The sequence below is a fragment of the Vibrio sp. 10N.222.52.B7 genome, assembly GCF_041474275.1.
Lineage (GTDB): Bacteria > Pseudomonadota > Gammaproteobacteria > Enterobacterales > Vibrionaceae > Vibrio > Vibrio crassostreae_C.
The window spans coordinates 36,079-49,995 of sequence record NZ_JBFRTU010000016.1; the positions used below are offsets into that span (position 1 = coordinate 36,079).

General features: G+C 45.7%; 12 protein-coding genes. 9 read left to right on the plus strand and 3 right to left on the minus strand.

Annotated features, from left to right (window positions below):
* Positions 1-12: 12 nt before the first annotated feature.
* Positions 13-771: a Nif3-like dinuclear metal center hexameric protein gene (locus AB4512_RS06605; RefSeq protein ID WP_136973706.1), complete on the plus strand. Its 759-nt coding sequence runs from the start codon at positions 13-15 to the stop codon at positions 769-771.
* Positions 772-1,019: 248 nt separating this feature from the next.
* On the opposite strand, the gene AB4512_RS06610 is transcribed toward AB4512_RS06605, so the two are convergent.
* Positions 1,020-2,309 (minus strand): citrate synthase, encoded by a 1,290-nt coding sequence (locus tag AB4512_RS06610; protein ID WP_017061949.1) that lies wholly within the window; start codon positions 2,307-2,309, stop codon positions 1,020-1,022.
* 417 nt (positions 2,310-2,726) lie between these two features.
* On the opposite strand from AB4512_RS06610, the gene sdhC reads away from it, so the two are divergent.
* From sdhC to sucD, 8 genes are all read left to right on the plus strand, one after another.
* Positions 2,727-3,119: a succinate dehydrogenase cytochrome b556 subunit gene (gene sdhC, locus AB4512_RS06615; RefSeq protein WP_017061948.1), complete on the plus strand. Its 393-nt coding sequence runs from the start codon at positions 2,727-2,729 to the stop codon at positions 3,117-3,119.
* Positions 3,113-3,460 (plus strand): succinate dehydrogenase, hydrophobic membrane anchor protein, encoded by a 348-nt coding sequence (gene sdhD, locus AB4512_RS06620; protein WP_010436768.1) that lies wholly within the window; start codon positions 3,113-3,115, stop codon positions 3,458-3,460. The genes sdhC and sdhD overlap by 7 nt, the downstream gene beginning before the upstream one ends.
* Entirely contained in the window at positions 3,461-5,227 is a 1,767-nt protein-coding gene (gene sdhA, locus AB4512_RS06625) for a succinate dehydrogenase flavoprotein subunit (RefSeq protein ID WP_017061947.1), read from the plus strand.
* A gap of 12 nt (positions 5,228-5,239) precedes the next feature.
* Positions 5,240-5,953, plus strand: coding sequence for a succinate dehydrogenase iron-sulfur subunit (locus AB4512_RS06630; RefSeq protein WP_010436773.1), 714 nt, complete (start codon positions 5,240-5,242; stop codon positions 5,951-5,953).
* Positions 5,954-6,050: 97 nt separating this feature from the next.
* Entirely contained in the window at positions 6,051-8,867 is a 2,817-nt protein-coding gene (gene sucA, locus AB4512_RS06635) for a 2-oxoglutarate dehydrogenase E1 component (protein WP_050620936.1), read from the plus strand.
* 21 nt (positions 8,868-8,888) lie between these two features.
* Complete coding sequence (gene odhB / locus AB4512_RS06640) at positions 8,889-10,097, plus strand: 2-oxoglutarate dehydrogenase complex dihydrolipoyllysine-residue succinyltransferase (RefSeq protein WP_372136443.1); 1,209 nt, start codon at positions 8,889-8,891, stop codon at positions 10,095-10,097.
* A 206-nt stretch (positions 10,098-10,303) separates the two neighbouring features.
* Positions 10,304-11,470 carry an ADP-forming succinate--CoA ligase subunit beta gene (gene sucC, locus AB4512_RS06645; RefSeq protein ID WP_019820479.1) on the plus strand — a complete coding sequence of 389 codons (1,167 nt, stop codon included), beginning with the start codon at positions 10,304-10,306 and terminating at the stop codon, positions 11,468-11,470.
* Positions 11,470-12,342, plus strand: coding sequence for a succinate--CoA ligase subunit alpha (gene sucD, locus AB4512_RS06650; protein WP_017061945.1), 873 nt, complete (start codon positions 11,470-11,472; stop codon positions 12,340-12,342). Before sucC ends, sucD begins: the two co-directional genes overlap by 1 nt.
* A gap of 115 nt (positions 12,343-12,457) precedes the next feature.
* Here the strand turns inward: sucD and znuB are convergent, their stop codons facing one another.
* Both znuB and znuC read right to left on the minus strand, forming a co-directional pair.
* Complete coding sequence (gene znuB, locus AB4512_RS06655; RefSeq protein ID WP_017061944.1) at positions 12,458-13,243, minus strand: zinc ABC transporter permease subunit ZnuB; 786 nt, start codon at positions 13,241-13,243, stop codon at positions 12,458-12,460.
* Positions 13,243-13,917, minus strand: a 675-nt coding sequence (znuC, locus tag AB4512_RS06660; protein ID WP_372174650.1) for a zinc ABC transporter ATP-binding protein ZnuC, incomplete at its 5' end; no start/stop codon positions are given. The genes znuB and znuC, both read right to left, overlap by 1 nt.

A 13,917-nucleotide genomic window follows, 5' to 3' on the forward strand; every position in this document is an offset into this window, starting at 1 on the left:
CTGGAAAGAAAAATGATTAACTTACAATTAGAAAAGCTACTTAACGAAAAACTGCAGCCACAGCAGATTAAAGATTACTGTCCTAATGGTCTTCAAGTTGAGGGCGCGACAGAAGTGAAGCGAATCGTTACTGGTGTAACAGCTTCTCAAGCCTTGATTGATAAAGCGGTAGAACTGAACGCAGACGCTTTGTTGGTTCATCACGGTTTCTTTTGGAAAGGTGAGTCAGAGGCAATTCGTGGCATGAAGGGCAAACGCATTCGCACTCTGATAAAGAATGACATTAACCTTTTGGGTTATCACTTACCTCTCGATATCCATCCTGAACTTGGTAACAACGCCAAACTCGCTGAACTGCTTGATATTGAAGTAGAAGGTGGCTTGGAAGGGCACCCACAATCGGTTGCTATGTTTGGTAGATTAAAGACACCGATGACCGGTGCTGAGTTTGCGGCAAAAATTGATCAAGTACTGAATCGTAAGCCGCTACATATTGCTCCTGAAAACGCAGATAAAATGATTGAAACGGTAGGTTGGTGTACTGGCGGCGGTCAAGATTACATTGAACTTGCAGCCTCTCAAGGTATCGACGCATTTATCTCTGGTGAAATTTCTGAGCGCACAACTTACTCGGCCCGCGAGCAAGACATCCATTATTTTGCTGCAGGTCACCATGCGACAGAACGCTACGGCGTGAAGGCACTAGGTGAGTGGTTAGCAAAAGAGCACTGCTTGGATGTTGAGTTTATCGATATCGATAACCCAGTTTAAGAGCAGATGCGAGATAAGGGGTACGAGTCGAGTGTATGCGTCGTTCTCTAGAATTGAGCAGGTAACCTGTATAGTTTATCTGCTCGCTTAAGGAGATCCCCAACTCATTCGTCCCTCGTTCTTGGGGATGACGATATTATTTTATTCGTTCACTTCGCATTCTTGAGGATGACGGGGTTGAGAGCGTACAAAAGAAAAGGGGTTGATGTTCTCACATCAACCCCTTTTAACATTATGATTTATAGCAACTATTCACGTTCGTGAAGTGCTTTAAAGTCACGTTGTTCTTCACCAGTATATAGCTGACGAGGACGACCGATACGGTTCGTCGGATCGCTGTGCATTTCGTTCCAGTGAGCAATCCAACCGATGGTACGAGACATCGCGAAGATTACTGTAAACATAGATACTGGAATACCGATTGCTTTCAGAATGATACCTGAGTAGAAATCTACGTTAGGGTATAGCTTCTTAGAAACAAAGTACTCATCAGAAAGAGCGATACGCTCAAGTTCCATCGCTACGTCTAGTAGTGGATCTTGGATGTTTAGCTCTTTAAGCACTTCGTGACACGCTTCGCGCATTACTGTTGCACGTGGGTCGTAGTTCTTGTAAACACGGTGACCGAAGCCCATCAAACGGAATGGGTCATCTTTGTCTTTTGCTTTCGCAACGTATTCTTCAATGTTATCTACGCTACCGATCTCTTCAAGCATGCGCAGACAAGCTTCGTTTGCACCGCCGTGAGCTGGGCCCCAAAGTGATGCGATACCTGCTGCGATACACGCAAACGGGTTAGCACCAGATGAACCAGCAAGACGCACTGTAGAGGTAGAAGCGTTCTGTTCGTGGTCTGCGTGTAGAGTGAAAATCTTATCCATTGCACGAGCAACGATAGGGTTCACTTCATACTCTTCACATGGGTTTGCAAACATCATGTGTAAGAAGTTTTCTGCGTAGCCTAGGTCGTTACGTGGGTAGATAAACGGCTGACCGATTGAATATTTGTAACACATTGCAGCCAGTGTTGGCATTTTTGAAATCAGGCGGTATGCCGCAATTTCACGGTGTGTATCGTTGTTGACATCAAGTGAGTCGTGGTAGAACGCCGCTAGAGCGCCTACAACACCACACATTACAGCCATAGGGTGAGCGTCACGACGGAAGCCGTGGAAGAAACTAGCGATTTGCTCGTGCACCATAGTGTGACGTGTCACGGTAGTCTTGAACTTTTCGTACTCAGCTCGAGATGGGGCTTCACCGTAAAGAAGTATGTAACATACTTCTAAGTAATCAGCGTTATTGGCAAGTTGGTCGATTGGATAACCACGATGTAAAAGAATGCCTTTTCCACCGTCAATAAAAGTGATTTGAGACTCACAGGATGCAGTGGCAAGAAAACCAGGGTCAAAAGTGAAAAAACCGTTAGAACCTAGTGTACGAACATCGATCACTGGAGTACCAAGTACACCTTCTGTAATCGGCAGCTCGATTGGCGCTTGACCTTCAATGTGAAGGGTAGCTTTCTTATCCGCCATAACAATCTCCTTTGTTTATTATTTAATCCGTCCAGGATGTTTATGTGCCATTTTTTTACTGGTCTTACGTGGGAAAGTCAATTTTTCTGAAGCTTTGTGTGCACTTGTTAGTGTTTTTTACATTAAATTCGTTAAAAATCTGGTCTGTGTAGCATTATTTGTTACATCAATTGTATTAGAATGTTGCCAGTCGTATAGTGACGCTGAAAAGTTTGGTTAAAACCTTATAAATGCAAGGCTAAGAAGAAATGTGAGGTGTCTTTCTTAATCGAGCAGTTAACAATTATTTTACAATTATCTAAGGCTCAACTTCAGTTATTTGTTAAGTTAATGTTAAATTTTGAAGGTTTACAATCAAATTTTGTCCATAACAATATCATAAGGTTATTTAATGACCATAATGCTCAATGGAGCTGAGTGAGCAAGCCCGTGAAAGAAAGAAAGACAAGACCTGTTAATTTAGATTTACAGACCATCCACTTTCCAATCACAGCAATAGCTTCCATCCTACACCGTGTGTCTGGGGTGATAACTTTTGTCGCGATTGGAATTCTGCTTTGGTTACTATCCATTTCCCTCTCATCCCCAGTAGGCTTTGCCGAAGCTAGCGACATTGTCGATGGTTTCTTCGTGAAGTTTATTCTGTGGGGCATTTTAACCGCTTTGGCTTACCACATTGCTGGTGGTATTCGTCACCTTCTTATGGACCTTGGTCACTTTGAAGAGCTGGAATCTGGCGCTAAGAGCGCTAAGGTTGCATTCGCAGCAACAGCGGTATTGTCTCTACTAGCGGGGATCTTAGTATGGTAAACAACGTTTCTACTTTTGGTCGTAATGGTGTCCACGATTATCTATTGATTCGTGCAACTGCCATCATTATGACGCTTTACACTATCTACCTAGTTAGCTTCTGTGCTTTCTCTGGTGATATCTCTTACGCATCTTGGACGCAATTCTTTGGTGGAACCTTCACTAAAGTCTTCACCATGTTAGCGCTTACTTCTGTTTTGGTTCACGCGTGGATCGGCCTATGGCAAGTACTAACTGACTACATCAAATGCGCAAAACTGCGTGTTGGTCTTCAAGTCGGTGTTGTTGCAGTTCTTCTTGGATATTTCTTCTCTGGTCTGTTTATTTTGTGGGGTGCGTAAGTGACTATTCCTGTTCGTGAGTTTGATGCCGTAGTGATCGGCGCTGGTGGTGCAGGTATGCGTGCCGCACTGCAAATTTCTGAGCAAGGCCTTTCTTGTGCATTGCTTTCTAAAGTTTTCCCTACTCGTTCTCATACGGTTTCAGCGCAAGGCGGCATCACTGTTGCTCTTGGTAACGCGCATGAAGACCATTGGGAACAACATATGTATGACACAGTAAAAGGTTCTGATTACATCGGTGACCAAGACGCTATCGAATACATGTGTAAAAACGGTCCTGAGTCGGTAATCGAACTCGAAAAAATGGGCCTGCCTTTCTCTCGTTTTGAGAACGGTACTATTTACCAGCGTCCTTTCGGTGGTCAATCTAAAAACTTTGGTGGTGAGCAAGCGGCTCGTACCGCAGCTGCAGCCGACCGTACTGGTCACGCACTGCTTCATACGCTTTACCAACAAAACATTAAACACAAAACGACGGTTTTCTCTGAGTGGTATGCACTGGATCTTGTTAAAAACGAAGATGGTGCAATTTTAGGTACTACCGCGCTTTGTATGGAAACGGGCGAGGTTTGCTACTTCAAAGCGAAGGCAACAATCCTTGCGACTGGTGGTGCTGGTCGTATCTACGCATCAACAACCAATGCACACATTAACACTGGTGACGGTGTTGGTATGGCGATTCGTGCTGGCGTTCCTATGCAAGACATCGAAATGTGGCAGTTCCACCCGACGGGTATCGCTGGTGCAGGTGTATTGGTAACGGAAGGTTGTCGTGGTGAAGGTGGTTACCTTCTCAATAAAGACGGCGAACGCTTCATGGAACGTTACGCACCAAACGCTAAAGACTTAGCGGGTCGTGATGTTGTTGCTCGTTCAATGATGGTTGAAATTCGTGAAGGTCGCGGTTGCGATGGCCCTTGGGGTCCACACATCAAGCTTAAGCTTGATCATCTAGGTAAAGAGACACTTGAATCTCGTCTTCCTGGTGTATGTGAACTTTCTCGTACCTTTGCTCACGTTGATCCAGTGAAAGAGCCAATCCCAGTAATCCCTACATGTCACTACATGATGGGTGGTGTTCCAACACAAGTTTCTGGTCAAGCTATTAAGCAAACCGAAGACGGCAACGATGTTGAAATCCAAGGTCTCTTTGCTTGTGGTGAAATCGCATCAGTATCAGTACATGGTGCCAACCGTCTAGGTGGTAACTCACTGCTTGATTTAGTGGTATTTGGTCGTGCGACAGGTCTACACCTAGGTGAGACACTGAAGAAGCAAGACGAAGCGAAACCTGCAACTGAAGCTGACATTGAGCGTTCACTAGAGCGTTACAACCGTTGGGAAAACAGCACAGACGGCGAAGATCCAGCGCAAATCCGTAAAGATCTTCAGCAATGTATGCAGAACAACTTCTCAGTATTCCGTGAAGGCAAAGCAATGGCTGAAGGCCTAGAAGAGCTAAAAGCGATTCGCGAGCGTCTGAAAAATGCACACCTATCTGATAAGTCTACAGAGTTCAACACTCAACGTATCGAGTGTCTAGAGCTTGAAAACTTGATGGAAACGGCATTCGCAACGGCTGTTGCTGCAAATTTCCGTACAGAGAGCCGTGGCGCACACGCTCGATTCGATTTCCCTGACCGTGATGATGAGCAATGGCTATGCCACTCACTTTACAACCCAGAGTCAGAGAGCATGACTAAGCGTGGTGTAAACATGGAACCTATCCATCGTGAAGCGTTCCCACCAAAAGCACGTACGTACTAAGGAGATATGACCATGAAACTGAATTTCTCTTTATATCGTTACAATCCAGATGTCGACCAGAAACCTTATATGAAGGAATACACTCTAGAAGTGGATGAAGGTTCAGACATGATGCTTTTGGATGCGCTTATTCTGTTGAAAGAGCAAGATCCAACAATCTCATTCCGTCGCTCATGCCGTGAAGGTGTATGTGGCTCGGATGGTTTGAACATGAACGGTAAAAATGGCCTAGCGTGTATCACGCCATTGTCTGCGCTTTCGGGCCAAGACAAGATTGTGATTCGCCCACTGCCTGGCTTACCCGTTGTTCGTGACCTGATTGTAGACATGACTCAGTTCTACGATAACTACGAAAAAGTGAAGCCATTCTTAGTGTCTGATGGCAATGTGCCACCGGCTCGTGAAAACTTACAAAGCCCTGATGAGCGTGCTCATTTAGATGGATTGTACGAATGTATCATGTGTGCATGTTGTACAACGTCATGCCCATCATTCTGGTGGAACCCTGACAAATTCATCGGACCAGCAGGCCTGCTTGCAGCGTACCGTTGGCTAATTGATAGCCGAGATACAGCGACAGACGAACGTTTGTCCGATCTTGATGATGCATTTAGCGTTTTTCGTTGCCATGGCATCATGAATTGTGTAAGTGTTTGTCCTAAGGGATTAAATCCGACGAAAGCTATTGGTCACATCAAGACCATGCTAGTGAATCGTTCGGTTTAAGTTATATAAAAATTGCCGCCCTAGAAGTTTTGGGGCGGCCTTTTAATAGCTCGGCATAGACCGCAGCAAACGTGAAAACTACTGGTTAAGGGAAAATATGCACAACGGCGTGATGAAGGCATGGCTCGAGTCTTCACACTTGGCTGGCGCCAATGCAACGTACGTAGAAGAACTCTATGAACTGTATCTAAGTGACCCAGATTCGGTAAGTGACGAATGGAGAAGTGTTTTTGAAGAACTGCCTGTGCAAGCTTCAGAGACAGTGGAACAACCACACTCTCGTGTTCGTGAATACTTCCGTCGACTCGCTCAAGAAACAAAGCATTACAGTGTCCAAGTTAGTGATCCAGATGTCGATGCGAAACAAGTAAAGGTTCTGCAACTTATTAATGCCTATCGATTCCGAGGGCATCAAGCAGCAAATCTAGACCCCCTAGGTTTATGGAAAAGAGCGACAGTTGATGAACTGGACCCTTCTTTCCACACTCTTACCGAAGATGACCTCAATGAGACGTTCAACGTCGGCTCTTACGCCATTGGCCAAGAGACGATGGTGCTTAAAGATCTCTACAAATCTCTAAAGCAAACGTATTGTGGCTCTATTGGTGCTGAATACATGCACATGACAAATACAGAGCAAAAGCGTTGGATCCAACAACGTTTAGAGTCTGTATCTGGTCAACCCTCTTTCAACAAAGAAGAAAAGCAAGCTTTCCTAGAAGAGCTAACTGCTGCTGAAGGTCTTGAGCGCTATCTTGGTGCGAAATTCCCAGGCGCAAAACGCTTCTCGTTGGAAGGTGGTGATGCTCTTATCCCAATGACGAAAGAAATTATTCGTCATGCTGGCGGACAAGGCATGCGTGAAGTTGTTGTTGGTATGGCTCACCGTGGTCGTCTAAACATGTTGGTCAACGTGCTTGGTAAAAAGCCACAAGACCTGTTTGACGAGTTTGCGGGCAAGCACGATGACACGTGGGGTACTGGTGATGTGAAATACCACCAAGGCTTCTCTGCGGACTTCGCAACGCCAGGCGGCAACGTTCACTTAGCACTAGCATTTAACCCATCTCACTTAGAAATCGTAAACCCGGTAGTTATCGGTTCAGTACGTGCACGTCAAGATCGCCTTGGTGATAATGATGGTAGCCGTGTACTTCCAATTACTATCCACGGTGACTCAGCTATCGCTGGTCAGGGTGTAGTACAAGAGACGTTTAACATGTCTCAAGCTCGTGGTTTCTGTGTAGGTGGTACGGTTCGTATCGTTGTAAACAACCAAGTTGGTTTTACAACGTCTAACCCTCGCGATACACGCTCTACGATGTACTGTACCGATATCGCGAAGATGGTTCAGGCTCCGATTTTCCACGTTAACTCTGATGATCCAGAAGCGGTTGCGTTTGTTGCGCGTCTTGCATTGGATTACCGTAATACGTTTAAGCGTGATGTTGTTATTGATTTGGTTTGTTACCGTCGCCACGGTCACAATGAAGCCGATGAGCCGAATGCAACACAGCCTTTGATGTACCAAAAAATCAAGAAGCACCCAACACCACGTAAGCTTTACGCTGACGTGCTAATGGAGCGCGGTGAGTTTGGTATTGATACAGCAACTCAGCTAGTTAACGAATATCGTGATGCACTTGATCACGGTGAAGTTGTGGTTAAAGAGTGGCGTCCAATGGCACTTCACTCAGTAGACTGGTCTCCTTACCTAGGTCACGACTGGAACATCGAGTGGGATAACAAGATTGATATCGAGCGCCTGAAAGAGCTTGGTAGCAAACTTTGTCAATACCCGGACAGCCACAAGCTGCAAAGCCGAGTAAATAAACTGTACAACGATCGTACTGCCATGGTGAATGGTGAGAAACAAGTCGATTGGGGTATGGCTGAAACTCTGGCATACGCAACACTTGTTGACGACGGTAAGCGTATTCGTATCTCAGGCCAAGATTCAGGTCGTGGTACGTTCTTCCACCGTCACTCAGTACTGCACAATCAATCAGATGCAAGCACGTATGTTCCTCTTGCGAACATTCATGATAAACAAGGGCCATTCCAAGTGTTTGACTCTGTGTTATCTGAAGAAGCGGTACTCGCATTTGAGTATGGTTACGCGACAGCAGAGCCAAGCGGTCTAACCCTTTGGGAAGCTCAATTTGGTGACTTCGCAAACGGTGCACAAGTTGTTATCGACCAATTCATTTCATCAGGTGAGCAAAAGTGGGCACGTCTATGTGGTCTAACTATGCTGCTTCCTCACGGTTATGAAGGCCAAGGCCCGGAGCACTCTTCTGCACGTCTTGAGCGTTACCTTCAGTTATGTGCTGAACAAAACATGCAGGTTGTTGTTCCTTCAACACCAGCTCAGGTTTACCACATGATTCGCCGTCAGGTTGTTCGACCAATGCGTCGTCCACTGATTGTAATGTCACCTAAGTCATTGCTTCGTCACCCTCTGTGTACTTCTTCTCTGGAAGATTTGGCAGAAGGCACGTTCCAACCAGCTATCGCAGAAATTGATGATCTGGCTCCTGAGAACGTAAAACGCGTCGTGTTCTGTTCAGGTAAGGTTTACTTTGACCTGCTTGACCAAAGACGTAAGAACGAGCAAGACGATGTCGCTATTGTACGTATTGAGCAACTTTACCCGTTCCCTTATGAGGACGTGAGAGCTGCCATCGCACAGTACACAAATGTAGTCGATTACGTTTGGTGTCAAGAAGAGCCACAAAACCAAGGTGCTTGGTACAGTAGCCAACATAATTTCCGAGCTGCTATCCCAGTAGGTGCTGATATTCAATACGCAGGTCGTCCTGCATCAGCATCACCAGCTGTTGGCTATATGTCAGTACACTTGAAACAACAAAAAGCGTTAGTTGACGACGCTTTGACCCTACTTAAGAACTAGAAGTAAAAGGAAAATACGCACATGACAATTGAAATTCTGGTTCCAGATTTACCTGAATCTGTGGCTGATGCAACAGTTGCTACTTGGCACAAAAAACCGGGCGAAGCGGTTGCACGTGATGAAGTCATTGTAGATATCGAAACAGATAAAGTAGTTCTAGAAGTACCGGCTCCTGAAGCGGGTGTTCTGGAAGCTATCATCGAAGAAGAGGGTGCTACGGTACTTTCTAAGCAGCTTCTGGCTAAAATCAAGCCGGGTGCTGTCGCTGGTGAACCAACGAAAGACACCACTGAAGATACAGAAGCATCTCCTGATAAGCGCCATAAAGCTGCGCTAACAGAAGAGAACAACGACGCGCTAAGCCCAGCTGTTCGTCGCCTGCTTGCTGAGCACAACCTACAACCAGCTGACGTTAAAGGCACTGGTGTTGGTGGTCGTATTACTCGTGAAGACATCGACGCACACCTAGCAGCAGCGAAAGCGGCTCCGGCAGCAGCATCTGCACCAGCAGTTGAAGCGCCAGCATCGGCTCGCAGCCAAAAACGCGTGCCTATGACTCGCCTGCGTAAGACAGTTGCAAACCGTCTTCTAGAAGCGAAAAACAGCACAGCAATGCTGACTACTTTCAACGAAGTGAACATGAAGCCAATCATGGACCTTCGTAAGCAGTACAAAGACCAATTCGAGAAACGTCACGATACGCGTCTTGGCTTCATGTCTTTCTACGTGAAAGCAGTAACAGAAGCACTGAAGCGTTTCCCAGAAGTGAACGCTTCTATTGATGGTACAGATATCGTTTACCACAACTACTTCGACATCAGCATGGCGGTATCTACGCCACGTGGTCTAGTGACTCCAGTACTCAAAGACTGTGACACACTAGGTTTCGCTGATATCGAAAAAGGCATCAAAGAGCTAGCAATCAAAGGTCGTGACGGCAAGCTAACGGTTGATGAACTGATGGGCGGCAACTTCACTATCACAAACGGTGGTGTATTTGGTTCTCTAATGTCTACGCCAATCATCAACCCGCCTCAAGCGGCAATTTTGGGTATGCACAAAATCCAAGACCGTCCAATGGCTGTTGATGGCAAGGTAGAGATTCTACCAATGATGTACCTAGCGCTTTCTTACGACCACCGTCTAATCGATGGCCGTGAATCAGTTGGCTTCCTAGTGACCATCAAAGAGCTTCTAGAAGATCCTGCACGTCTGCTATTAGACGTTTAGTATCGCTAAAACGTCTAGTTAACCCCGTTAGCTAGACGTAAAAAGTTTCAAAGGCTAGGCTGCTCAACGTCTGGCCTTCAATTGAACTGTAAAGCCATTAGAAAATGGACAGCAGTTGTTTTGAGAAGACCCTACAGACGTAACACAGGAAACTGTGTCGTTATGGAAATAATAATCCCTTAAGGGAAAATAAACGGAATATCAAAATGAATTTGCATGAATACCAAGCCAAACAGCTGTTTGCAGAATTCGGTTTGCCTGTACCAGAAGGTTTCGCATGTGATACTGCACAAGAAGCTTTCGAAGCTGCAGGTCGTATCAGTACAGCCAAGAAAGTCGTTAAGTGTCAAGTACACGCTGGTGGCCGCGGTAAAGCGGGCGGCGTAGAGCTACATGACACCAAAGAAGGCGTTAAAGAGTTTGCACAAAAGTGGCTAGGTAAAAACCTAGTGACTTACCAAACAGACGCTAATGGTCAGCCTGTAACTAAGATCCTAGTTGAAGAAGCATCAAACATTGCTAACGAACTTTACCTAGGTGCTGTTGTTGACCGCGCAACGCGTAAAATTGTATTCATGGCGTCAACTGAAGGCGGTGTGGACATTGAGAAAATCGCTGAAGAAACTCCAGAGTTGATTCACCAATCAGCGATCGATCCTCTAGTAGGCCCTCAAGCTTACCAAGGCCGTGAACTGGCGTTCAAACTTGGTCTAGTTGGCGATCAAATCAAACAGTTCGTTAAGATCTTCATGGGTCTTGGCAAAATGTTCTCTCAGTACGACCTAGCTCTACTAGAAATCAACCCGCTTGTAATTACTGGCGAAGGCAACCTGCTTTGTCTAGACGGCAAGATCAACATCGACTCAAACGCGATGTACCGTCAGCCTAAACTACGTGAAATGCACGATCCATCTCAAGAAGATGAGCGCGAAGCACACGCAGCACAGTGGGAACTGAACTACGTAGCACTAGATGGTAACGTTGGCTGTATGGTTAACGGTGCAGGCCTTGCGATGGGTACGATGGATATCGTAAACCTACACGGCGGCAAGCCAGCAAACTTCCTTGATGTAGGCGGCGGCGCGACAAAAGAACGTGTAGCTGAAGCATTCAAGATCATCCTTTCTGATGACAATGTTAAAGCAGTACTCGTAAACATTTTCGGTGGCATCGTTCGTTGTGACATGATCGCTGAAGGTATTATCGGTGCAGTTAAAGAAGTCGGCGTAACAGTTCCTGTAGTTGTTCGTCTAGAAGGTACAAACGCAGACCTAGGTCGCGAAGTACTTGCTAATTCTGATGTTGATATCATTGCAGCTGAATCTCTAACAGATGCTGCTCAGAAAGTTGTTGCTGCTGCGGAGGCTAAATAATGTCTGTATTAATTAACAAAGACACTAAAGTAATCTGTCAGGGTTTCACTGGCGGTCAAGGTACATTCCACTCAGACCAAGCTATCGCATACGGTACGCAAATGGTTGGTGGTGTTTCACCTGGTAAAGGTGGTCAAACTCACCTAGGCCTTCCAGTATTCAACACAGTACGTGAAGCGGTAGAAGTAACTGGCGCAACAGCAACAGTTATCTACGTACCAGCTCCTTTCTGTAAAGATGCAATCCTAGAAGCGATTGATGCAGGTATCGAACTGATCGTAACGATCACTGAAGGTATCCCTACAACAGATATGATCGACGTTAAAGTGAAGCTAGAAGAAACTGGTGTTCGCATGATCGGTCCTAACTGTCCAGGTCTTATCACTCCAGACGAGTGTAAGATTGGTATCATGCCTGGTCACATCCACAAGAAGGGTAAAGTAGGTATCGTATCTCGTTCAGGTACTCTGACATACGAAGCAGTTAAGCAAACAACAGATGAAGGCTTTGGTCAGTCTACATGTGTTGGTATCGGTGGTGACCCTATCCCAGGTTCAAACTTCATTGATATCTTGAAACTTTTCCAAGAAGACCCAGAAACTGAAGCAATCGTAATGATTGGTGAAATCGGTGGTACCGCGGAAGAAGAAGCGGCTGATTTCATCAAAGCAAACGTAACTAAGCCAGTTGTATCTTACATCGCTGGTGTTACTGCTCCTCCGGGCAAACGTATGGGCCACGCAGGCGCAATCATCTCTGGCGGTAAAGGTACTGCTGAAGATAAATTCGCAGCACTAGAAGCAGCAGGCGTTAAGACTGTTAAGTCTCTTGCTGACATCGGTAAAGGCCTACGTGAAATCACGGGTTGGTAATCAGCTGGCTTTTATCGATTGAGATAGAAGTTAATTGAAAACGATATTAAAAAGGCTTGGTCACTGACCAAGCCTTTTTTTATGTTTTCGAGATACGAGATCGTACTGCTAAGTGCTAAGCTCGACTTCTAACCATTTGAGATAGCATAAACATTGCTGCCGCACTGATAACCACAGACGGGCCAGCAGGCGTATCATAGAACCAAGACAAGCTTAATCCACCGAATACAGCGATAGAGCCAATAATTGATGCAAGGAAGGCCATCTGCTCAGGTGTGCTCGAGAACTTCCTTGCCGTTGCTGCAGGAATAATCAGTAGCGATGTCATGATTAACGCACCAACAAACTTCATACCGACAGCAATCACGATACCGACCAATAGCATCAGAATCAGACGCATTAAATCAATGTTGATGCCATCAACCGCCGCGAGATCTTCGTTAACCGTCGTTGATAGTAGTGGTCGCCAAAAGATAGCAAGTACTAATCCAATCACAGCAGCACCCGCATAGATGAACACTAAATCCGTTGGAGATACTGCCAGCAAGTCACCAAATAGGTAGCTCATTAGGTCAACACGAACGTTATCTAAGAAACTGACAGCAACCAAACCAAGTGATAGCGCACTGTGCGCCAAAATACCGAGTAGGGTATCGGTCGCGACCAGCTTTTGTTTTTGTAAAGTCACTAGCAACACGGCCAGCATCAAACAACAAATCAGCAGCGCGAAATACAAGTTAATGTTGAACAGAAAGCCAAGTGCTAAGCCCATCAAAGAAGCGTGAGCAAGCGTGTCACCAAAGTAAGCCATCTTACGCCACACCACGAATGAACCTAGTGGGCCTGCAATTAGTGCAATACCCAAACCCGCCAAAATAGAGGGAAGAAGAAACTCAAGCATTAGTGGTGTCCGTGTTTATGGTTTGAACATTCATGCACGTCGCCTTCGACAGGCTGGCCTGCGAGATCATGATGGTGATGTTCGTGTTGGTGATGATAAAACGCTAGCGTCTCTTGGGTCGCGGTGCCAAAGAGCGCAATATACGAAGGATGGTGTTTGATGTCTGCAGGTGCGCCTGAGCAACAGATGTGGTGGTGTAAACAGATAACATCGTCTGTTTTTGCCATCACTAAATGCAGATCGTGTGAAACCATAAATACGGCACAACCAAAGCGGTGGCGAATGGTGTCAATCAAGTCATACAGGTCTATTTGCCCTTGAACGTCGACGCCTTGAGCCGGTTCATCGAGAACCAGTAGATCTGGTCTTCTTAGCAATGAACGAGCAATGAGCACACGTTGGTTTTCTCCGCCAGATAGCTGGTGCATGTTACTCTTCTGCAGATGTTCAGCACCAACAAGCTTCAATGCTTCAAGGATCTCTTGCTGACTGAAATTGCCAGTGAGTTTTAGAAAACGCTCTACGTTGAGCGGTAGGGAATCATTGAGCTTTAATTTTTGTGGTACATAGCCAATTTTCAGTTTTTTAGCTTTTGTTATTGTGCCTGAAAATTTGGTCTGTAAACCCAGTACCACTTTTACTAATGTCGACTTTCCTGCACCGTTTGGCCCAAT